This window comes from Nonomuraea rosea, assembly GCF_039539705.1.
Taxonomy (GTDB): domain Bacteria; phylum Actinomycetota; class Actinomycetes; order Streptosporangiales; family Streptosporangiaceae; genus Nonomuraea; species Nonomuraea rosea.
This window is the reverse complement of the sequence record NZ_BAABDQ010000021.1, coordinates 218,314-239,148: the sequence shown is the minus strand read 5'-3', so window position 1 is coordinate 239,148 and position 20,835 is coordinate 218,314. Positions and strand designations below refer to the sequence as shown.

Genomic DNA, 20,835 nt, shown 5'->3' with positions numbered 1-20,835 from the left:
GGCGGGTCTCACTGCGGGTGACACAGCCGATGTTCGTGGACGACTACTCCCGCAACCGGCTGACCGGCGGCTTCATCCTGGTGGACGAGGCCACGAACGGCACCGTCGGCGCCGGCATGATCATCGAGAGCGTCGCCTCGCCGCTGCTCAGAGCTCGACATGGCCCGTGACGCAGGTGATCACGTCGCCGCCGACCCAGACGTCCTCCTGGAGCCCGGTGGTGATGCGGACGCGGCCGGCGCGGCCGATCGCCGTGCCCTGGGAGGCCACGTACGGGGCCTTGACGCGGCCCGTGCGCAGCAGCCACTGGGCGAGCGAGGCGTTCAGGCTGCCCGTCACGGGGTCCTCGACGGTGGCGCCGCGCCCAGGCGTGAACGCGCGCACCTCGAACGCGCACGGCGACCCCGCCGGGTACGGCCCCACCACCCCCACGCGCGCCGAAACCGTGCCCGGACGCAGCGCGAGCACCGACTCGGCGTCCGCGAGCAGCACCGCGACCCAGCCGGGGCCGTTGTCGGCCCACTCCACGTCCACGATGTCGCCGCGCGGGAGACCGAGCGAGCGCGCGATCTCCTCGACGAGCGGCTCCTCGACCGGTCCCGAGCGGATCAGCGGCGGCGCCTCGAAGGCCAGCCTGCCTCCGGTCCTGCGCACCCGTACGAGCCCGGCCGCGCACTCCTGCACGATCTCACCCTTGTCACGCGGCACTCCCCCGGCCTCCAGCCAGGCGTGGCAGGTGCCCAGGGTCGGATGCCCGGCGAAGGGCAGCTCGACGTCGGGCGTGAAGATCCGCACCCGGTAGTCGGCGGCCGGGTCCTGCGGCGGGAGCACGAAGGTGGTCTCGGCGAGGTTCGTCCAGGCGGCGAAGCGCTGCATCTCCTCGGCGGTCAGGTCCTGGCCGTCGAGGACGACCGCGAGCGCGTTCCCGCGGTAGGGCTGGTCGGTGAAGACGTCTACCTGGCTGAAAGGGCGCAACATATCCCGCAGTCTTGCAGACAGGTCTTTTCCCGTTGACACGCCGCCCGCAGACTGGGGGCGTGGCGGACTTTGATGTTGTGGTCCTGGGTTCCGGACCTGGTGGGCAGAAGGCCGCGATCGCGGCGGCGAAACTCGGCAAGCGCGTCGCGATAGTCGAGAAACGGCACATGATCGGCGGCGTGTGCATCAACACGGGCACGATCCCCTCGAAGACCCTGCGTGAGGCCGTCCTGTACCTCACCGGGCTCAACCAGCGCGAGCTGTACGGCGCCAGCTACCGGGTCAAGGACGAGATCACGGTCGCCGACCTCGGGATGCGCACCCAGCACGTGATCGGCCGCGAGATCCAGGTGATCCGCAGCCAGCTCGGCCGCAACCACGTGACGGTGCTGACGGGCACCGGGCGGTTCCTGGACGCGCACACCCTCGGGATCACCGACGACGACGGCAAGCGGGAGGAGACGAAGGTCACCGCCGACAAGATCGTGATCGCCACCGGCACGTCGCCCGCCCGTCCTGGCAGCGTCGAGTTCGACGACAGGACGGTCATCGACTCCGACGCGATCCTGCACCTCGACCGGGTCCCCGAGACCCTCGTCGTGGTGGGCGCGGGCGTCATCGGCATCGAGTACGCCTCCATGTTCGCGGCGCTCGGCACCAAGGTCACCGTGGTCGAGCGGCGCGAGCGGATGCTGGAGTTCTGCGACCTGGAGATCGTCGAGGCGCTCAAATATCACCTGCGCGACCTGGCGGTGACCTTCAGGTTCGGCGAGAACGTGGCCGCCGTCGAACGCCGCCCCGGCGGCGCGCTGACCCTGCTCGAAAGCGGCAAGAAGATCCCCGCCGACTGCGTCATGTACTCGGCCGGCCGTCAGGGCAAGACGACCGAGCTCTGCCTGGAGGCGGCCGGCCTGGCCGCCGACGACCGGGGCCGGATCACGGTGGACTCGAACTACGCCACGGAGGTGCCGCACATCTACGCGGTGGGCGACGTGATCGGCTTCCCCGCGCTGGCGGCCACGTCCATGGAGCAGGGCAGGCTGGCCGCGCAGCACGCGTGCGGCGAGCCGGTCGAGGACGCCCGCGAGCTGCCGCCGATCGGGATCTACACCATTCCGGAGATCAGCTTCGTGGGGAAGTCGGAGGACGACCTGACCCGCGAGAAGGTGCCGTTCGAGGTGGGCATCTCGCGGTATCGGGAGCTGGCGCGGGGGCAGATCATCGGCGACTCGTACGGCATGCTCAAGCTGCTCGTCTCCTCCGAGGACCGGCGGCTGCTGGGCGTGCACGTGTTCGGCACGGGGGCCACCGAGCTGGTGCACATCGGGCAGACCGTCATGGGGTTGGGCGGGACCATCGACTACCTGGTCAACACGGTGTTCAACTATCCGACGCTGGCGGAGTCGTACAAGGTGGCGGCGCTGGACGCGATGAACAAGATGCGGGTGGTCGCCCGGCTCACCGCGGGCATGTGAGCCGGGCGGCCCGCCTGTCTAGTTCAGGGTCCACTTCTGGTTGGCGGCGCCCGTGCAGGTCCAGATCTGCAGGCGGGTGCCGTCGGCGCTGCTGTTGCCCGTGACGTCGGCGCACTTGTTCGCGGCCGGGTTCATCAGGTCCCCGGCCGCGGTGGAGGTCCACTGCTGGTTGGCGCCGCCCGAACACGACCAGAGCTGGAGCTGGCTGCCGTCGGCCGTGCCCTGGCCGACCACGTCGAGGCACTTGCCGAGCGCGCGCAGCGTGCCGTCGCCGGGGCGCGACCACTGCTGGGCGGCGGTGCCGTTGCAGGCGTAGAGCTGCACGGCGGCGCCGTCGGCGCTGCTGCCGCCGGCCACGTCGGCGCACTTGCCGGCCAGGCCCGTGATGGCGCCCTGCGTGCCGCCGCCCGAGCCGGGGGTGCCGGACCAGGTGAACGTGGCGGTGGTGCGGGCGGGCAGCGTGTACACGAAGGACTGGTTGCCCCAGTTGACCCGGACCGACTGGGCCGACGTGCCGCCGTTGTGGGCGATCAGGGCCTTGGAGCCGTCGGGGTTGCGCCAGGCGACGTTCTGCACGGTGGCGTTGGCGGTCGAGTCGATCCGGTACGCCCCCGGCTTGACGAACTTGGTGAGGTGGCCGGTGGTGTAGTACTCGATCGTGTAGTCGATCTGCCCGGCCCGCGAGCCGCCTTCCTGGACGGTGATCAGGCCGGTGCAGGTGCCGCAGCCGCCGTTGTGCGGGCCCATGGCCTGGTTGAGCGCGAGGCTCCACTTGACCACGCTGCGGCTCCAGTTGCGGGTGTAGGTCACGATGTCGGCCATGTCCTCGTTGTGCTGGTTGCCGATCCAGGTGCCGCCCGAGTGCTCGGTGCTGAACTGGGGCACCGACGGATACTGGTTGTGCACCTGCGTGCCGACCGCCGGGTCGCCGAAGTAGCCGTGCCAGGCGATGCCGCCGAACAACGGGTCGTTGCGCAGCGTCGCGTCGGCCAGGATCGGGCCGCCGATCTGGCCGTAGTCACCGTAGTTCCAGTCGTGCACGAGCACCTTCGTGGTGATCCCGGCGGCGCGGAAGGCCGGGAAGACGAAGTTCTTGGTCAGCTCGATGAGGCCGGCGGCGTTCCAGGACATTCCGGGATAGTTCATGGCGGTCGGGTTGCCGGCCTGGCAGCAGTTGGGCTCGTTCTGGACCGACACGTAGTTCACCGGGACGCCGGCGGCCTGGTAGCTCTGGACGTACTTGACCAGGTACTGGGCGTAGGTGGCGTAATACTCGAACTTCAGCCAGCCCATCTGGTCCATCCGGCCGTTGTCCTTCATCCAGCCGGGCGCGCTCCACGGCACGCCCTTGACCCGCAGCGCCGGGTTGAGCGACCTGGCCTGGGCGGTCAGGAGCCGGACGTTGGTGTCGTAGCCGTTGGCGCCGAAGTCGTTCAGGTTGCAGCAGGTGTCGTCGAGCGAGACCATGCCGGGACGCGACAGGTCTGAGGCGCCGATCGGGTTGCGGACGAACGACAGCCCGATCCCGTCCGTCGGCGAGAACAGCTTGCGCATCGCCGCGTCCCGCGTGGCCGCGCTGACGGGGCCGCCGCGCAGCAGGTACGCGGTCGTGTCGGTGATCGACGCGCCGGCGCCCTCGAACTGCTGGTACGTGGTTCCCTCGTTGACGGTGATCGTCTGGTTCGCGCTGCCGCCCGCGGGGCCGAAGGCGATCGGCGCCTGCTGCGCGAGACCGCGGCTGACGGCCCGGCCTCCGGAGTCCGAGGTGGTGGTGAGCCAGATGTTCACGGGTTCGCCGGCCGCGGCGGCCGGGAGCGGCGCGGCCAGGAGTAACGCGGCGGCGCAGGTGAGTGCGAGCAGAATTCTGGACACGGCGGAATTCCTCTCAGGGCGGGGGGTGATGCCCTTGAAACAAATGAAACAAATCTGAAACGCTGCTTGCACTCAGCAGGACAACACGAGTCAGGGCATGCGTCAATCGCTGAAACAAATGAAACAGTCAGCGCGCGGCCGGCCCCGTGGAGCCGCGGACGATCAGCTCGGTGCCGAGCGAGACGTGCAGCGCCTCCAGCGTGTGCCGGCTCAGCAGGCGCATCAGCAGCGACACCGCCATCCGGCCCATCTCCTGCAGGGGCTGGCGCACGGTCGTGAGGGCCGGCGAGGTCGCCCTGCTGACGTCGATGTCGTCGAAACCGGCCACCGACAGGTCACCGGGCACGCTCAGCCCGCGCTCGGCCGCCGCCCACAGCGCGCCGACGGCCATCTTGTCGTTGAACGCCACCAGCGCCGTCGGCCGCTCCGGCAGGTCGAGCAGCTCGCAGGCCGCCAGGTAACCGTGCTCCGTGCTCGGCTCCGGCACGTTGCGCAGCAGCTCGGGGGCGGGCAGCACCCCGGCGTCCGCCAGCGAGGCCGTGTAGCCGGCCAGCCTGGCCTCGCTCGGCAGCCACTTCACCGGGCCGCCGATGATCCCGACCCGCCGGTGGCCCAGCTCGGTCACGTGGGCCATCAGCTTGCGCCCGCCCGCGAAGTGAGCGGCCGACACCGCCGCGATGTCCTTCGGCGGCGGGGTTCGCGGGTCGATCACCACGAAGGGGAAGCCGCGGTCGCGCAGGCGTACGAGCTCGTCGCCCGGCTCGGGGGGCAGGATCAGGATCGCGCCCGCGACGCCGGGACGGTCGGGGAGCCCGGGCAGGACCGCGGTGTCCTGGGCCGCCTCGCCCGCGCCGAGGATCATCTGCCTGCCGTGCAGCTCGATCGTCTCCCCGACCGAGGAGACGATCAGCCCGAAATAGTCCGTCAGCAGGTACGGGCAGCGCACGTAGACCGCTCCGCCGCCGGTGACGTCCGGTGCGGTGCGCGGCCTTGGCGCCTGGTCGCCGAGCCGGCCGACGGCGCGCAGGACCAGCTCACGGGTGTGCGGGGCGACGTTGGCCTGGCCGTTCAGTACGCGGGAGACGGTCGCGATGGACAGGCCGGTCTCGGCCGCGACGTCACGCACGGTCGCGCGCGCCCTGCCGGCCCCGGTCGCCATCGGCACCCCCTGCTCCACTGTGCCGCCAGGATATTCACCGGGTGCCGCCGATCTCCACCCTGCGCTTTCTCCGCACGGCCCCTGGGATCGCCGGGCGCGTCAGGCGTGACGCCTGGCCCGTCCTGCATGACATCGGGCCCGTCCGGCATGACGCCGGGCGCGGCCGGGGCGGCCTGCGCCGGGCGCGCCCTCGGCCTCAGTCCGTCGTGGGGCGGCGGCCTCGGGCGGGCGGCTTCTTGCGGCCGGCCACCAGCGTGTCACCCGGGGTCGGCGCCGGTCCCGGGTCGTCGGAGCGGCCCGCCTCCCCGCTCTTCTGGCGCGGTCTGGGGTGCGGCGCCGTATCCTCCGTCGCCGACACCTTGCGCCCGGAGGCCGGGGCCGAGCCGGATTCGGCGTCCGGCTCCGAGTCCGCCTCGTCCGATTCCGGCTCCGGTTTGTCGGGTTCGCGGAGCGAGGCGATGACCCGGTCGGCCTCGGAGTCGGCGGCGAACTCGCTGGCCGCCTCCGATTCCCTCCGCCGGATCACGACCATGTGGTCCACCGACACACGTCCGGCGCCGACCACGGCGAGCAGGAGCGAGGCCGCGCCGAGCAGGATCAGCTCGTTCATGCTGATCGGATTGAGCGGCGGGGCCACCATGAAGACCGCCAGCGCCTCGGCGAAGAGGATCAGCCCGGTCACGGAGACCGCGAGCCCGGCGATCAGCAGCGCGCCGCCGATGAGCTCGGTGAGCATGGTGACCGTGGCCCAGGCGCCGGGCGCGGGTGCGCCCTGCTCGAGAAACTTCGCTCCGGTGGCCTTCAGCCCGTCTTCCAGCTTGGTCCAGCCATTGGCGAAGAAAATACCGCCCACGCCTACGCGAGCGACTAATGCAGCAAGATCACGAAGGACCTGTTTCACGGTAATTGTCTGCCCTAATCGGGACATGGCACACCTCAATCACGGTTCAGCAGCACGGCCACCGCGACGGCGGTCAGGCTGAGCAGAACGACGCTGACGACGACGGTCGTGTGCAGGGCATTGACGAAGGCCCAGCGGGCGGCGTCCAGCAGCGCGCCGCCCGTGCTGCCGCCGACCTGGTCCGCCACGTGGGCGGCCGCGGCGAGCGACTGCCTGGCCTGGTCCATGCCGCCCGCGGACACTCCGGGCACGGCGGGCAGGCCGGGCGCGTACACGATGGCGGTGATCGTGCCGAGGACGGCCACACCCAGGCCGGCCCCCAGCTCGTACGCGGTCTCCTCGATGGCCGCGGCCCCGCCCGCCTCGGACGCGGAGGCCGAGGACATGATCGTGTCGGAGGCGGCGAGCAGCGCCACCTGGACCCCGAACCCGATCCCGACGAAGCAGATCGCCAGCATCACGGGATGGCCCTCGACGCCCCAGGTCAGCGTCGGGGTCAAGGCCAGCGCGACGAGCCCGAGCCCGCCGCTCATCGTGGCCCGCATGCCGGCCCTGGGCAGGATGTGGGCCGCCGCGAGCCCGCCGGTGACGGCCGAGAGCACCAGGGGCAGCATCCTGACGGCCGCACGCAGCGGGCTGTCGCCGAGGACGAGCTGCAGGTATTGGGCGAGCATGAGCTGCAGGCCCACCAGCGCGAACACGCCGAGCAGCACGCCGATGACGCCGGTGGCGAACTCGCGCCGCCTGAACAGCCCGACCTCCAGCAGCGGGGTGCGCAGCCGCAGCTGGCGTCGTACGAAGGCGACGAGCAGGCCGAGGCCGCTCAGGAAGACCAGCAGCGCGGCCCACAGCGGCATGAGGCTGCCCGAGCCCGCCTCCTTCAGCCCGAACGCCAGCGCCAGGATGCCGAACACGGAGAGCACGGCGCTCAGGGCGTCCCACGGCTGTCCCTTGCGCTCGCGCGACTCGGGCAGCAGCCGGACGGCGGCGGGCAGCAGCACGAGCAGGATCGGCACGTTGATCAGGAAGACCGCGCCCCACCAGACGCCGACGAGGACGCCTCCGACGAGCGGGCCGACGGCCGCGCCTGCCGCCGCGACCGCGCTCCAGACGCCCAGCGCCACGGCCCGCTCACGCCGGTCGGTGAACACCTGCCGGATCAGGGAGAGCGTGGCCGGCATGATCATCGCGCCGCCCACGCCGAGCAGCGCCCTGGCCAGGATCAGGGCCAGCGGGCTGGAGGCGAAGGCGGCGGCCGCCGAGGCCGCGCCGAACAGCACCATGCCCAGCAGCACCAGCCGTTTGCGCCCGTATCTGTCGCCGAGCGTGCCGAACATGATCAGCAGCGGCGCGACCACCAGCGAGTAGATGTCGATGATCCACAGCAGCTGCACCGCGGACGGTTCGAGCGCGGCCGTGAGGGCGGGCACCGCGATGTGCAGGACCGTGGCGTCGACCGTGATCAGCAGCAGGCTCAGGCAAAGCAGGGCGAGGATGGCCCAGCGGCGGTCCGTGTGCTCCCGGTCGGCAGTCCGTACGAGGGGTGCGGCCTGTGTGACGGTCATGGGCCTCCTTGCAGGCCGATTCCGTTCACAGGGCCCGCACGTGCTGGTGGTCGGTCGGCATTGGAACCGCGGGCTCCTTCCGAGCTCGTCAGCCTGGCTCCAGCCGCTCCCGGCTTGCGTGGCAGCTTAGGCCATGCCACGGACTTGTCATAGCGGTATCGACTGATCCACGACGGCCCGAACCTCTCTAGAGAGATACAGCCATATGTCGTGATCTATCCATTTTTCGCGCCGCCGCCGATCATGGGGTTCGTGGGGACCGATGCAAGTGGCACAAAAGGCAATATTTCCGACAGGTCCTCACGTGAGTGGTGCGCCGAGGCCCTGACCAGGCTGAACGCCGGCCGCCCCGAATCCGCCCTCGACGCGGCCCGCCGCGCGGCCGAGCTGGATCCGTCGGCCGAATGGGCCCACCGGCTGATCAGCCTCGCCCACGAGCGCCTGGGCCGCGACGCCGACGCCGTCCCCGCCGCCGAGCTGGCCGTCGAGCTGGCCCGCGGCTCCTGGCCGGCCCGCCTGCGCCTGGCCGCCATCCTGCGCCGCGTGCCGGGGCGCTGGCAGGAGGCGGTCGAGCACGCGACCATGGCCGGCCGGTTCGCGCCCGAGGAGCCCGACCCGGACGTCCTGCTCGGCGACCTGGACCTGCTGCGCGGCGACCACGCCCACGCCGGGCGCGCCTACGAGGCCGCGCTGGCGGTCGGCCCCGAGCACCCGCAGGCCCGCGTGAACCTGGGGCTGGCCCTGCTGCGCTGGGACCGGCCCCGGCCGCACCACGACCCGGCCTGGCCGGTGGATCCGCGCGAGACGGGCCGGGCCAGGCGGGCGCTGGAGGTCTGGGCGCGCCAGATCCGTCTCGTGGTCGCCCTCGCCACGGTCGCGATCGGTCTCTGCGCGCTCCTGCTCGACTGGGGCGCGCAGGCCCAGCTCGGCGGCTTCGCCGTGCTCGCGCTGCTGGTCCCGCTCACGGTCCGGCAGGCGCGGCGGGTGGGCGTCTGGTCGTACGTGCCGGGGATGTTCGGCCGGGATCCCTGGCTCGGCGCGGCCGTGGTGTCCGCGGTGCTGTCGGCGCTCGCGTTCGCCGCGTGGCTGCTGCTGGGCGCGATGCCGGCGCGGCCGTCCGCGTTCGACCCGGTGTGGGCGGGGCTGGCGGGGATCGTCGTGCTCGGCTGGCCCGCGCTGGCCGCGGTGCGGGCGCTGGCGGAGGCGTGGCGCGGGCGTCCGCTGCGGGCCCTCAAGGAGTTCGCGCGGGCCGGGCCCGGCGAGCGTGCCGCCCGCAGGAACCTGCGCGTGACGCTCTGGATCCTGCTCGCCAGGACCTGGTCGGTCCTGGTGCCGCTGGTGGGCGGGGCGCTCGCGGTGGAGCCGAGGGCCGCCGTGGCGGCGGTGGCGGTGCCGTACCCGATGGTGCGCGGCTACCTGCGCGCCCGCGCGGCCGTCTCCCCCGAGGGCGTCCAGCAGGGTGATCAGCGGAGTGACCGGTGGCTGCACGCCGCGACGGGGCTCGTCGTGCTGTGCGCCGTGGCCTCCGCAGCGGGCGGGGCGCTCGGCTCCGCGTGGGCGTGGCGGATCGGCCTGGGCGCGCTCGGCGCGGCGGTCCTGCTGTTCGTGGCGCGGTCGGCGCTGGCGTGGTGGCGGGGCGGGCCGGGCCCGTGGCGGTCCTCCCTGCTGATGTGCGACCTCCCCATGGGGTCCGCGCCGTCCGTGGCGCTCGACACGGAGGTACGCCAGACCTTCTCGTACGCCCGCAGCATCGTCCTGGCCTACGGCGACTCCTTCGGCCCCCGGGTCGCGGGAGCGGTGGCGTCCGTGACCTCCTCCGGCGAGCTGCGGGTGATCGCGGAGACGGAGGCGTGGGAGGCCATCGAGGCCGATCCCCGGGTCGCGGTGTTCGCGGCGGACCCGCTGCAGCGCCGGTTCTGGGTGGAGGTACGCGGGATCGCCCTGGCCGACTCGGACGTCCTGCGGGTGACGCCCAAGCACGTGCTCGTCGGCGAATTCCCTGGGCGGCACCAGCGCCGCTAGCTAGAATCTTGTTCTATGCGAATCCTGCGCACACCGGACGAGCGCTTCGCGAACCTGCCCGACTTCCCCTACGCGCCCCGTTACGCCGAGGTGCCCGGCGGCCTGCGCATGGCCTACGTCGAGGCGGGCCCATCCGACGGCGAGCCCGTCGTGCTGCTGCACGGCGAGCCGAGCTGGTCGTTCCTCTACCGGCACGTGATGCGTGAGCTGGCCGCGGCCGGGCTGCGCGCGATCGCGGTCGATCTCATCGGGTTCGGCCGCTCGGACAAGCCCGCCGACCTCGACGAGCACACCTACGCCAGGCACGTCGAGTGGACCCGCGCCCTGCTGCTCGACGCGCTCGGCCTGAGCCGGATGACCGTGGTCGGCCAGGACTGGGGCGGGCTGATCGGGCTGCGGATCGCCGCCGAGCATCCGGACGGCGTGGCCAGGATCGTGGCCGCCAACACGGGCTTGCCCTCGGGTGACATTCCCATGCCCGAGGTGTGGCACCGGTTCAAGGACGCGGTGCTGAAAGCGCCGATGCTGGACATCGCCCGGCTGGTCCAGGCGGGGTGCAGGACCGAGCTGCCGAAGGAGGTCCTCGCGGCCTACGACGCGCCGTTCCCCGACGAGTCGTACAAGGCGGGACCGCGGGCCATGCCGGGGCTCGTGCCGATCACGCCCGGCGATCCCGCCGCGCCCGCCAATCGCGCTGCCTGGCAGATTCTCACCACTCTTGATCGGCCGTTCCTGGTGGCGTTCTCCGACAGCGATCCCATAACCGGGGGCATGGCGCCCATTCTTCGCAAATCGCTGGCGGGTGCCTCCGGCCTGCGCCATCCCGTGATCACGGGCGCCGGGCACTTCCTCCAGGAGGACGCGGGCGCCGAACTCGGGCGGGAGATAGCCGCTTTCGTGACCTCCACCTAGCGTGTCAGGACCGCCCAACAGTCGGTCTGGTGCGGTATAACCGGGGGCGGACCGGGGAGGCGTGATGCGTGAGTCCGACAGGGCCCAGGCCGCGGGGCGGGCCGCGGCGCGGGATCTGTTCGAGAAGGTTCGGCTGCGTTACTACCAGCTTCCCCCGGCCGTGCGCCGGGTGCTCTACGTGGTCGTGCTGGTCGCCACCATGGGCGTGGGCGCCGCACTCGGCTGGAACCTGCTGACGACCTTCCTCGGCATGCTCCTCCTGCTCGCCTTCATCGCGCTGACCATGCGCTTCCCCCGCGCCGCCGCCACCGTGCTGGTGGTCGCCGGCTGGGTCGTGCTGGTGCTGCCGGTGTTCTCCGGGCTGTTCACGCCGGGCTCCAGCGCGGTGCACCTGATGGTCGCGCTCGCCCTGCCCGTCGCCGCCGCCGCGCACCTCATCCGCTGGGTCGCGCCGTGGGCGACGACGCTGATGGCGCTGGCCCCCGCCGGGCTCGTGGGCGCCGCGGTCGCCTACGCCTCCGCGGGCGCGGCCCTCTGGGCCGCCTGCGCCGTCGCCGCCGTCGTCCTCGTCTACCGCTTCCTGCTCGCCCGCAAGGTCAAGGCCGCGAGCGTCGCGGTCGAGGAGCAGGTCAAGGTACGCGTGCGCGAGGGCAGGCCGGAGTCGCCGCACGACAAGCACTCCGCGCCGCCGCAGATCTCCGTCGAGGACGCGCTCAGCGAGCTGGAGAGCATGATCGGCCTGGCGCCGGTCAAGGAGCAGGTGCGCTCGATCGCCGCCTCCATCGAGGCCTCCAGGCTGCGGGCCGAGGCCGGCTACACCGCCGGGCGGCCCACCAGGCACTTCGTCTTCGTCGGCCCGCCCGGCACCGGCAAGACCACCGTGGCCCGCGCGCTCGCCAAGATCTTCTACGCGTTCGGCCTGCTGGAGACCCCCTACGTCGTCGAGGCGCAGCGGGCCGACCTGGTGGGCGAGTTCCTGGGCGCGACCGCGATCAAGACCAACGAGCTGGTCGACAGGGCGCTCGGCGGGGTGCTGTTCATCGACGAGGCGTACGGGCTGATCAACTCCTCCGACGGCCAGCCCGACAGGTTCGGCTCCGAGGCCGTGCAGACCCTGCTCAAACGGGCCGAGGACGACCGCGAGCGGCTCATCATCATCCTGGCCGGCTACGAGCAGGAGATGGGCTCGTTCCTGTCCAGCAACCCGGGCCTGGCCAGCAGGTTCGCCACCCGGGTGCGCTTCCCCGGCTACTCCCCCACCGAGCTGGTCGAGGTCACCGAGCTGCTCCAGCGGCGCAGGGGCGACACGATGGGCCAGGAGGCCAAGCGCGCCCTGCTCGGCCTGTTCGAGGACGTCCACCGGCGCGGCCTGATCGACGAGCTGGGCAACGCCAGGTTCGCGCGCAGCCTGGTCGAGGCCGCCGCGCAGGCCCGCGACGTACGCGTGGTGGGCGCGGGCGGCACGCCGACCACCCAGGACCTGGTGACCACGACGACGCCCGACGTGACCAAGGCGTTCGACGAGCTGACCGCGCGCTTCCGCGGCTACGTCGCCACGCCCACGCTGGAGGAGGCGCTGGCCGACCTCGACAAGATGGCGGGCCTGGCGCCGGTCAAGCGTCAGGTACACGCGATCGCGGCCCAGCTCCAGGTCGCGCGGATGCGGCAGGAGCGCGGGCTGCCCACGCCGCCGCAGATGCGGCACTTCGTCTTCGCCGGCCCGCCCGGCACCGGCAAGACCACCGTCGCCAGGGTCGTGGGCCGCGTCTTCGCCGCGCTCGGCCTGCTCGCCCGGCCCGACGTCGTCGAGGCGCACCGCGCCGACCTGGTCGGCCAGCATCTCGGCGCGACCGCGATCAAGACCAACGAGCTGGTCGACAGGGCGCTCGGCGGCGTGCTGTTCATCGACGAGGCCTACAGCCTGGTCAACCCCGGCTACCAGGGCGGCGACGCGTTCGGCTCCGAGGCCGTGCAGACCCTGCTCAAACGGGCCGAGGACGACCGCGACCGGCTCGTCATCGTGCTGGCGGGCTACGAGCGCGAGATGAGCTCCTTCCTGTCCAGCAACCCCGGCCTGGCCAGCAGGTTCAACCAGCGGGTGGCCTTCCCCAGCTACTCCCCCGGCGAGCTGTCCCAGATCGCGGTGCTGCTGGCGGAGAAGTCCGGCGACAGCTTCGACGACGAGGCGCTGCGCAACCTCGACGAGGTGTTCGCCTGGGTCTGCGAGGAGCGGCTGATCGACGGCCTGGGCAACGGCCGGTTCGCCAGGTCGCTGTTCGAGCGTGCCGCCATGCGCCGCGACGTGCGGCTGGCCGCCCACGCCTCGCGCGGCGGCTCGGCCAGCTCGGCCGACCTGACGACGATCACCAGCGAGGACGTCCGCACCGCGGTGGACGAACTCTCCGGACGCTGACACTCCTGAAGTCCGGAAGGCGGAGTTCCAGGCGCTGGCATGTTGCCTCACAGTGTCGGCGCGATGTCGTAGAGTGAGCGGCGTCGGTCGAATGGTGTAGCAATACGGCTACGCAGCGTGCGGGCGCGCGTAGGAGGGGGAGCGATGGCGGGGTTCCTGGCCCGCAGGCTGCTCAGCTACGCGGTGCTCGTGGTGGTGGCCGCCAGCCTCGCCTACCTGCTGGCCGCCACGGCCCTCGACCCCCGCTCCAACTACGCCGACCGCACCCCCAAGCCGCCGCCGGCCGTCGTCGACGCCCAGCTCACCGCGCTCAACCTCAACGACAAGATCCCGCTGGTGGAGCGGTATGCCACCTGGGCGGGCGGCGTGCTGCACGGCGACTTCGGCAAGTCGGTCGCCGGCGCGCCGGTCAACGCCGATCTCAAGCGCCGCATGGGCGTCACCTTCCGCCTGGTCATCCTGGGCCTGATCTTCGGAAGCCTGCTCGGCGTCCTGGCCGGCGCCCTCGCGGCGGTCCGGCAGTACGGCTGGTTCGACCGGCTCTCGACCGGCCTGTCGTTCGTGGTGCTCGCCGTGCCGGTGGTCGTCCTGGCCAACATGCTGATCCTGGTCGCCACCTGGGCCAACGCGAACGTGTTCGGCCGCCAGGTGTTCCTGGTCAGCGGCGAGCACAGCGACGGGCTGGCCACCGGGTTCTGGGGCGACGTGGTCGACCGGCTGCAGCACCTCGTCCTGCCGACGGTCTCGCTGTCGGTGGGGCTCATCGCGGTCTTCAGCCGCTACCAGCGCAACATGATGCTCGACGTGATCGGCGCGGACTTCGTACGCACCGCCAGGGCCAAGGGGCTGAGCCGGCGGCAGGCGCTCACCCGGCACGCGCTGCGCACCGCGCTCATCCCGGTGGCGACCTATTTCGCGTTCACGTTCGGGGCGCTGCTGACGGGGGCCACGTTCACGGAGAAGATCTTCGGCTGGCACGGGCTGGGCGAGCAACTGATCAACTCCATCTTCACCAACGACGTCAACACCGTCGCGGCCATCTCGCTGCTGGCGGCCCTCGCCGTGCTGTGCGCCTCGCTCGCCGCCGACCTGCTGCACGCCGGGCTCGACCCGAGGGTCCGGGCGTGATGACGCTTTCCGAGGAGGAGCTGGCCGAGGAGCTGACGGAGGGCGTCCCGCGGGCGCCGTCCAGGGCGCGGGTGGTCGCCGGGCGGTTCTTCGGGTCCGTGCAGGGGCGGATCGGGTTCGCGGTGCTCGCGCTGATGTTCCTGCTGGCGTTCGCGGGTCCGCTGTTCAGCCCGTGGACCTACACCGACAAGGACTTCACCGCGTTCCTGCAGCCGCCGTCGCCCGCCCACTGGTTCGGAACGCTCCAGACGGGCGCCGACGTCTACGCGGTGACGCTGCGCGGCATGCAGAAGTCGCTGGTGGTGGGGCTGCTCGCGGCCCTGGTGTCCACGGCGCTGGCGGCCGTGCTGGGGGCGTTCGCGGGCTACTTCCTGGGCTGGACGGACCGGGTGCTGAGCTGGGTGACCGACCTGCTGCTCGTGCTGCCCGCGTTCCTGATCCTGGCGATCATGTCGCCGCTGTTCGGGTCGGGGCAGTGGCCGCTGTTCGTGATCATGCTGGCGCTGTTCCTGTGGATGGTCACCTCGAAGATCGTCAGAGGGATGTCGATCTCGCTGAAGGAGCGGGAGTTCGTACAGGCCGCCCGCTACATGGGGGTGCCGCCGGTGCGGATCATCTTCCGGCACGTGATCCCCAACCTGTCGTCGCTGCTGATCGTGGACGCCACGCTCAACGTCAGCAGCGCGATACTCACCGAGACCTCGCTGTCGTACTTCGGGTTCGGCATCCAGCCGCCGGACGTCTCGTTCGGCACGCTCATCGCCGACGGGTCGAAGACGGCGGTCTACGCGCCGTGGACGTTCTGGTTCGTGGCGGGGCTGCTGGTGATCACGGTGCTGGCGGTCAACCTCATGGGCGACGCCCTGCGTGACGCGTTCGATCCTTCGTCCAAGAGGTCGCGATGAGCCCGGTTCTGGAGGTCAGCGACCTCAACGTGTCGTTCGGCGACGTGCACGCCGTGCGCGGGGTGAGCTACTCCGTGCGCCCCGGCGAGGTCCTCGGCATCGTGGGCGAGTCGGGGTCGGGCAAGTCGGTCACCTCGGCCGCCGTCATGGGGCTGCTGCCGGCGGGGGCGCGGGTCACCGGGTCCGTACGCCTGCACGGCCAGGAGCTGATCGGGGCCTCCGAGCGGAAGCTGACGTCCTTGCGCGGCAAGGCCATGTCGATGGTGTTCCAGGACCCGCTGTCGGCGCTCACCCCGGTCTACCGGGTGGGCGACCAGATCGCCGAGGCCGTGCGCGTGCACCAGCGGGTCAGCAAGGAGACCGCCATGGTCAAGGCCGTCGAGCTGCTGGAGCTCGTCGGCATTCCACGTCCGGCTGAGCGGGCGCTGGCCTTTCCGCACGAGTTCTCCGGCGGGATGCGGCAGCGCGTGGTGATCGCGATGGCCATCGCCAACGACCCCGACGTGATCATCTGCGACGAGCCCACCACCGCGCTCGACGTGACCATCCAGGCGCAGGTGCTGGAGGTGCTGAAGCGGGCCCAGGAGAAGACCGGCGCCGCGATCATCATGATCACGCATGACCTGGGGGTGGTGGCCGGGTTCGCCGACCGGGTGCTGGTCATGTACGCCGGGCGTCCGGTCGAGGTGGGCGACGTGGACGACATCTACTACCGGATGCGGATGCCGTACACCGTGGGTCTGCTCGGCTCGATCCCCCGCGTCGACCGGGGCGGGCGGCAGCCGCTGGCGCCGATCGAGGGCAATCCGCCGTCGCCGGCGGCGCTGCCGCCCGGCTGCCCGTTCGCGCCACGCTGCCCCCTGCGGGTGGCCGCGTGCGACACGGCCGAGCCGCCGCTGTTCGAGGTGGGCGACGGGCATCGCGCGGCGTGCATCCGCTGGGAGGACGTACGCCCGTACCAGCCGGGCAAGCACGCGGTCCCGGCCGCCAGCCGGGAGCTCCTGGTCCGCGGCGAGCGTACGGTGCTGGAGGTCCGGGGGCTGGTCAAGGACTTTCCGCTGCTCAAGGGCGCGGTGTTCAAGCGCAGGGTGGGCACGGTGCACGCGGTGGCGGGAGTCGGCTTCGACATCCGCCAGGGCGAGACGCTCGGGCTGGTCGGCGAGTCCGGCAGCGGCAAGACGACCACGCTGACTCAGGTCCTGGAGCTGGCCGCGCCGCAGGAGGGCCGTATCGTCGTCCTGGGGCACGACACCGCGCGGCTCACCGGCGCCGAGCGCACGGAGATCAGGCGTGACATGCAGGTCGTCTTCCAGGATCCGCTGGCCTCGCTCGACCCGCGCATGACGGTGCACGACATCCTGGCCGAGCCGCTGCGCACCCACGGGGTCAAGCCGGGGCGCCGGATCGGCGAGCTGCTCGCGCTGGTGGGGCTCGACGCCTCCCACGCCGCCCGCTATCCGCAAGACTTCTCCGGCGGTCAGCGGCAGCGCGTCTGCATCGCCAGGGCGCTCGCGCTGGAGCCCCGGCTGCTGGTGCTGGACGAGCCGGTCTCCGCGCTGGACGTGTCGATCCAGGCCGGCGTGATCAACCTCCTCGACTCGCTGAAGGCCAGGCTCGGGCTGTCCTACCTGTTCGTGGCGCACGACCTGGCCGTGGTGCGCTACATCGCCGACCGGGTCGCGGTGATGTATCTCGGCAGGATCGCCGAGATCGGTCAGGTGGACGCCCTCTACGACGCTCCGGCGCACCCGTACACGCAGGCTCTGCTGTCCGCGATCCCCCTGCCCGATCCGGTACGCGAGCGCTCGCGTGCGCGGATCCTGCTCGAAGGCGACCTGCCCAGCCCGGCCAACCCTCCGACGGGCTGTCGATTCCGCACCAGGTGCCCCAAGTTCCGTGCCGAGCTGACCGACGCCGAGCGCAGGCTCTGCGTGGACGTCGAGCCCGAAGTGCGGCCGGTGGGCGACGACCAGGGGGCGGCCTGCCACTACGCCGCTAGGCGTGAAGTCGTATAGACCAGGAGGATTCGCTCGATGAAAGCATCACGTCTTGCCATGGCCGCCACCGTGGCGGGCTCGCTGTGCCTGGCGGGCTGCGGTGACGGCGGCACGGTAGGCGGTTCTGGGGGCTCGATCAGCGCCGGGGACGAACGCACGATCAAGGCCTTCGACATCAACGCGCAGCCGCGCGAGAAGGTCAAGGACGGCGGGACGCTGCGGTGGGGCATCAACGAGTTCCCCACGCAGTGGAACAGGAGCCACGTGGACGGCAACCTGGCGATGGCCGCCGTGGTCAGCAACGCGCTGCTGCCGAGCCCGTTCGTCTCCAACGAGAAGGCGGAGATCAAGGCCGATCCCGACTATCTGGTCCGGGCCGAGGTGACCGAGCGCAAGCCCAGGCAGGTCGTCACGTACACGCTCAATCCCAAGGCCAAGTGGTCCGACGGCCGGCCCATCACGTGGGCCGACTACCAGGCGCAGTGGCAGGCGCTCAACGGGCGTAACGCGAACTTCCACATCGTCTCCTCCACCGGCTACCAGGACATCGACAAGGTGGCGCGGGGCAAGGACGACTACGAGGTGGTGGTGACGTTCGCGCGGCCGTTCGGTGACTGGCAGTCGCTGTTCGGGCCGCTGCTGCCCGCTTCCACGAACGGGACGCCCGAGGCCTTCAACACCGCCTGGCTGAACAAGATCCCGGTGACGGCCGGGCCGTTCAAGTTCGGGGGGTTCGACCAGACGGCCAAGACGATCACGCTGGTACGTGACGACGCGTGGTGGGGCGACCGGGCCAAGCTGGACAAGATCATTTATCGGGCGTCCGAGCAGGACTCGCTGATCGGCGCGTTCAGCAACGGCGAGCTGGACGTCATCGACGTCAGCCCGTCGGCGCCGGACTATTCGCGCGCGAAGGCCACGTCGGGGGCGCAGGTCCGCCAGGCCGCCGGACCCGATTTCCGACATTTCACATTTAATGGCTCCAGCGAGCTGTTGAAGGACCGGAACGTCCGGCAGGCGATCCAGCTCGGCATCAACCGCCAGGCCATCGCGCAGTCGGACCTGCAGGGGCTCGACTGGCCGATCGCGCTGCTGAACAACCACTTCTTCATGAACACCCAGGAGGGCTACCAGGACAACGCCGGGGGCCTGGGCGTGTACAACCCGGGGCGGGCGCGGCAGCTGCTGGACGCGGCGGGCTGGAAGCTGAACGGCGCGGTCAGGGAGAAGAACGGCAAGCCCCTCGACCTGCGTTTCGTGGTGCCGTCGGGGGTGCAGATCAGCAAGTCGGAGGGTGAGCTGGCCCAGAACATGCTCGCTCAGATCGGGGTGAAGCTCACCATCAAGGCGGTGCCGAGCGACGACTTCTTCACCAAGTACGTGATTCCCGGGAACTTCGACATCACGCCGTTCGCCTACATCGGCACGCCGTTCCCGATTTCCAGCAGCTACGGCATCTACGCGAACTCGGCCAACGGGAAGACGTGGAACGCGAACTTCGGGCGTACGGGGTCGGAGGCGATCGACCACGCCATGAGCCGGGCGGGGCAGAGCCTGGATCCCGCGGAGGCCCGTACGGAGACGAACGCGGCGGACGAGCTGATCTGGCAGGAGGTCAACGTGCTGCCGCTCTACCAGCGGCCGCAGAACGTCGCGACCCGGCAGACGCTGGCCAACGTGGGGGCGCGCGGCTTCTACGACCTCCAGTACGAGGACATCGGCTTCACCGGCTGACCTTCCCGGGTGGCAGGCGGATCCTCTCGCCTCCCACCCGGGCCTTCCTGCTCAGGGGCGGTGCGTCACTTGCTCCACGTGTAGGAGACCGAGGCGAGCTCGGCGAACATGTCCCCGCCGATCCTGAACGCGGCGATGTACTGTCCCTTGCCGATCCCGTCGCCCGACACGCGCTTGTACGTCTTGCCGCACGCGTTGCTGCCGAGCCTGAACGAACTGCTGACGATGGTCGGCTTCTTCGGCCTGAAGACCACCAGCTCGCCGGACACGCACTTGCCCTTGCTGTCCTTGTAGTAGACGCTGCCCCAGACCGTGTTGTTCGTCCAGTCCCGCCCGACGCACACCGTCGCGCCGGCTGTCGTCTTGCACTTGGACAGAAGATCCGCCGACGCCGGTGTGGCGGTCAGCACCATCGCCGTGGCCGCCAGTGCTGACGCGCTGAGCGCTGCTCGAAACATGCTTCTCCTCTTGTTGCCGACTATCCCTGTCGGAATTACTGGCTGAACGAGGAGTCACACTAAGGACAGGCGGTATGTCGCCGGTATGCCCATGACGGCGAGCCGGGTGACGGCCGGACTGTCGGTGGCGGGGTGTAGTTGTAGACGCGTGACGTTGACGCTGACCTGGTCCCAGATCCTCGCGTGGCGGCTGCGCAGGCAGCTCGTGAGTGCGGCCGGCGGCGCCGATGCCGTGGCGGTCGCCCGGCGGTTGTGCGGCGTGCAGGCTCAGGTCGCCTCGTCGGCCAGGCTCGCCGTCGCGCTCAGGAGCGCCGAGCCCGACCCCGGCGGGATCGACCGGGCCCTGTGGACCGACCGCACGCTGGTCAAGACCTGGATCATGCGCGGCACCCTGCATCTGCTGCCCGCCGACGAGCTGGCCGCCTACTGCGCCGCGATGAGCACGCTGCGGTTCTGGGAGAAGGGCTCGTGGCAGCGCGGCCACGGCGTCACCGCCGACGAGATCGCGGCGATCGTCGAGGCCGTCCCGGCAGCGCTGGCGAAGGCCGCGCCGGGGGCGCTCGGGGGCGAGGGTTCGCCGGGGGCGCTCGGGGGCGACGGCGCGCTTACCCGTGAGGAGCTGGTCGACGCGGTGGTGGACGTGACGGGTGACGCTCACCTGCGGGAGGCGCTCACGTCCGGCTGGGGCGCCCTGCTCAAGCCGCTGAGCCGGCTCGGCGAGCTGTGCTACGGGCCGCCCCGCGAGGGCAGGGTGACCTTCACCTCACCCCGCGCCTGGATCCCCGGCTGGCCCGCCGCGCTCCCACCGCACGAGGAGGCCGGTGTCCGGATCGCCCGCGCCTTCCTGGGCGCACACGGGCCGGCGACGCCGGAGATGTTCGACACGTGGCTGTTCGGCGGCCGGGCCAGGAAGGCCGTGCTGAAGGGCTGGTTCCGTGACCTGGCGCCCGAGCTGACGGAGGTCGAGACCGACGACGGTCGCACGTTGCTGGCCCCGACCGAGCACCTCAACGACCTCGCGGCGACCCGGCCGTCCGATGAGGTGCACCTGCTGCCGGGCTTCGACCAGTACATCCTGGCCGCCCCGCGCACCCTCGCCGCGCTCATTCCGCCGCCGCTCAAACCCAAGGTCAGCCGCCAGGCGGGGTGGATCTCCCCCGTGGTCGTCCACGAGGGCCGGGTGGCGGGCGTCTGGGAGACCAAGAGCGGCGAGATCACCCTCGATCTCGCCGCCCCGGTGCCCCAGGCGCCGCTCGACGCCGCCGTCACCCGGATGAGCGCCCTGCTAAGACCCGGCTCCGGGCATGCCTGAAGAG

At 71.3% G+C, this 20,835-nt stretch carries 16 protein-coding genes; 10 read left to right on the top strand and 6 right to left on the bottom strand.

The features are described 5' to 3' along the window. On the top strand, window positions 1-170 hold a 170-nt coding region (locus ABEA43_RS68280; protein ID WP_425570434.1), incomplete at its 5' end, for an elongation factor 1-alpha C-terminal domain-related protein. Here the strand turns inward: ABEA43_RS68280 and ABEA43_RS38920 are convergent. Beyond that, complete coding sequence (locus tag ABEA43_RS38920; RefSeq protein WP_345569987.1) at window positions 148-978, bottom strand: PhzF family phenazine biosynthesis protein; 831 nt, start codon at window positions 976-978, stop codon at window positions 148-150. The two genes, ABEA43_RS68280 and ABEA43_RS38920, sit on opposite strands and share 23 nt — an antisense overlap. Before the next feature lie 59 nt (window positions 979-1,037). Between ABEA43_RS38920 and sthA the strand changes: the two genes are divergently transcribed. After that, the gene (gene sthA, locus ABEA43_RS38915; RefSeq protein WP_345569986.1) at window positions 1,038-2,453 is read left to right on the top strand and encodes a Si-specific NAD(P)(+) transhydrogenase; all 1,416 of its coding nucleotides are present in this window, start codon (window positions 1,038-1,040) and stop codon (window positions 2,451-2,453) included. A gap of 18 nt (window positions 2,454-2,471) precedes the next feature. Here the strand turns inward: sthA and ABEA43_RS38910 are convergent, their stop codons facing one another. The 4 genes from ABEA43_RS38910 to ABEA43_RS38895 form a co-directional block, all read right to left on the bottom strand. Continuing rightward, entirely contained in the window at window positions 2,472-4,325 is a 1,854-nt protein-coding gene (locus ABEA43_RS38910) for a ricin-type beta-trefoil lectin domain protein (RefSeq protein ID WP_345569984.1), read from the bottom strand. A gap of 127 nt (window positions 4,326-4,452) precedes the next feature. Continuing rightward, window positions 4,453-5,484, bottom strand: a complete 1,032-nt coding sequence (locus tag ABEA43_RS38905) for a LacI family DNA-binding transcriptional regulator (RefSeq protein ID WP_345569982.1) — start codon at window positions 5,482-5,484, stop codon at window positions 4,453-4,455. Between the two features lie 196 nt (window positions 5,485-5,680). Then, the gene (locus ABEA43_RS38900; RefSeq protein ID WP_345569981.1) at window positions 5,681-6,412 is read right to left on the bottom strand and encodes a DoxX family protein; all 732 of its coding nucleotides are present in this window, start codon (window positions 6,410-6,412) and stop codon (window positions 5,681-5,683) included. A gap of 8 nt (window positions 6,413-6,420) precedes the next feature. Then, window positions 6,421-7,950, bottom strand: coding sequence for an MFS transporter (locus ABEA43_RS38895; RefSeq protein ID WP_345569979.1), 1,530 nt, complete (start codon window positions 7,948-7,950; stop codon window positions 6,421-6,423). 243 nt (window positions 7,951-8,193) lie between these two features. Here ABEA43_RS38895 and ABEA43_RS38890 point away from each other — a divergent pair, with 243 nt between their 5' ends. The 7 genes from ABEA43_RS38890 (at window position 8,194) to ABEA43_RS38860 (ending at window position 19,061) form a co-directional block, all read left to right on the top strand. Beyond that, window positions 8,194-9,972, top strand: a complete 1,779-nt coding sequence (locus ABEA43_RS38890) for a tetratricopeptide repeat protein (RefSeq protein WP_425570432.1) — start codon at window positions 8,194-8,196, stop codon at window positions 9,970-9,972. A 15-nt stretch (window positions 9,973-9,987) separates the two neighbouring features. Continuing rightward, on the top strand, window positions 9,988-10,884 hold the full coding sequence (locus ABEA43_RS38885; protein ID WP_345569976.1) for a haloalkane dehalogenase: 897 nt from the start codon (window positions 9,988-9,990) through the stop codon (window positions 10,882-10,884). A 64-nt stretch (window positions 10,885-10,948) separates the two neighbouring features. Next, window positions 10,949-13,297 (top strand): AAA family ATPase, encoded by a 2,349-nt coding sequence (locus ABEA43_RS38880; protein WP_345569975.1) that lies wholly within the window; start codon window positions 10,949-10,951, stop codon window positions 13,295-13,297. Window positions 13,298-13,441: 144 nt separating this feature from the next. Continuing rightward, on the top strand, window positions 13,442-14,425 hold the full coding sequence (locus tag ABEA43_RS38875; protein ID WP_345569974.1) for an ABC transporter permease: 984 nt from the start codon (window positions 13,442-13,444) through the stop codon (window positions 14,423-14,425). Further along, window positions 14,425-15,330, top strand: coding sequence for an ABC transporter permease (locus tag ABEA43_RS38870; protein WP_345569997.1), 906 nt, complete (start codon window positions 14,425-14,427; stop codon window positions 15,328-15,330). The genes ABEA43_RS38875 and ABEA43_RS38870 overlap by 1 nt, the downstream gene beginning before the upstream one ends. Beyond that, window positions 15,327-17,345, top strand: coding sequence for a dipeptide ABC transporter ATP-binding protein (locus ABEA43_RS38865; protein WP_345569973.1), 2,019 nt, complete (start codon window positions 15,327-15,329; stop codon window positions 17,343-17,345). The genes ABEA43_RS38870 and ABEA43_RS38865 overlap by 4 nt, the downstream gene beginning before the upstream one ends. A gap of 18 nt (window positions 17,346-17,363) precedes the next feature. Continuing rightward, a complete protein-coding gene (locus tag ABEA43_RS38860; protein WP_345569972.1) occupies window positions 17,364-19,061 on the top strand; it encodes an ABC transporter family substrate-binding protein in 1,698 nt (565 codons plus the stop codon). Between the two features lie 65 nt (window positions 19,062-19,126). Here the strand turns inward: ABEA43_RS38860 and ABEA43_RS38855 are convergent, their stop codons facing one another. Continuing rightward, complete coding sequence (locus tag ABEA43_RS38855) at window positions 19,127-19,519, bottom strand: hypothetical protein (protein WP_345569970.1); 393 nt, start codon at window positions 19,517-19,519, stop codon at window positions 19,127-19,129. 85 nt (window positions 19,520-19,604) lie between these two features. Between ABEA43_RS38855 and ABEA43_RS38850 the strand changes: the two genes are divergently transcribed. After that, window positions 19,605-20,831, top strand: coding sequence for a winged helix DNA-binding domain-containing protein (locus ABEA43_RS38850; RefSeq protein ID WP_345569968.1), 1,227 nt, complete (start codon window positions 19,605-19,607; stop codon window positions 20,829-20,831). Window positions 20,832-20,835: the final 4 nt, after the last annotated feature.

What these genes read in the sequence shown, in the direction of transcription:
- ABEA43_RS38920 (WP_345569987.1), bottom strand. Translation starts at nt 978, where the DNA reads ATGTTGCGCCCTTTCAGCCAGGTAGACGTCTTCACCGACCAGCCCTAC.
- ABEA43_RS38875 (WP_345569974.1), top strand. Translation starts at nt 13,442, where the DNA reads ATGGCGGGGTTCCTGGCCCGCAGGCTGCTCAGCTACGCGGTGCTCGTG.
- ABEA43_RS38890 (WP_425570432.1), top strand. Translation starts at nt 8,194, where the DNA reads ATGGGGTTCGTGGGGACCGATGCAAGTGGCACAAAAGGCAATATTTCC.
- ABEA43_RS38870 (WP_345569997.1), top strand. Translation starts at nt 14,425, where the DNA reads ATGACGCTTTCCGAGGAGGAGCTGGCCGAGGAGCTGACGGAGGGCGTC.
- ABEA43_RS38850 (WP_345569968.1), top strand. Translation starts at nt 19,605, where the DNA reads ATGCCCATGACGGCGAGCCGGGTGACGGCCGGACTGTCGGTGGCGGGG.
- ABEA43_RS38855 (WP_345569970.1), bottom strand. Translation starts at nt 19,519, where the DNA reads ATGTTTCGAGCAGCGCTCAGCGCGTCAGCACTGGCGGCCACGGCGATG.
- ABEA43_RS38865 (WP_345569973.1), top strand. Translation starts at nt 15,327, where the DNA reads ATGAGCCCGGTTCTGGAGGTCAGCGACCTCAACGTGTCGTTCGGCGAC.
- ABEA43_RS38885 (WP_345569976.1), top strand. Translation starts at nt 9,988, where the DNA reads ATGCGAATCCTGCGCACACCGGACGAGCGCTTCGCGAACCTGCCCGAC.
- ABEA43_RS38905 (WP_345569982.1), bottom strand. Translation starts at nt 5,484, where the DNA reads ATGGCGACCGGGGCCGGCAGGGCGCGCGCGACCGTGCGTGACGTCGCG.
- ABEA43_RS38900 (WP_345569981.1), bottom strand. Translation starts at nt 6,412, where the DNA reads ATGTCCCGATTAGGGCAGACAATTACCGTGAAACAGGTCCTTCGTGAT.
- ABEA43_RS38860 (WP_345569972.1), top strand. Translation starts at nt 17,364, where the DNA reads ATGAAAGCATCACGTCTTGCCATGGCCGCCACCGTGGCGGGCTCGCTG.
- ABEA43_RS38895 (WP_345569979.1), bottom strand. Translation starts at nt 7,950, where the DNA reads ATGACCGTCACACAGGCCGCACCCCTCGTACGGACTGCCGACCGGGAG.
- ABEA43_RS38880 (WP_345569975.1), top strand. Translation starts at nt 10,949, where the DNA reads ATGCGTGAGTCCGACAGGGCCCAGGCCGCGGGGCGGGCCGCGGCGCGG.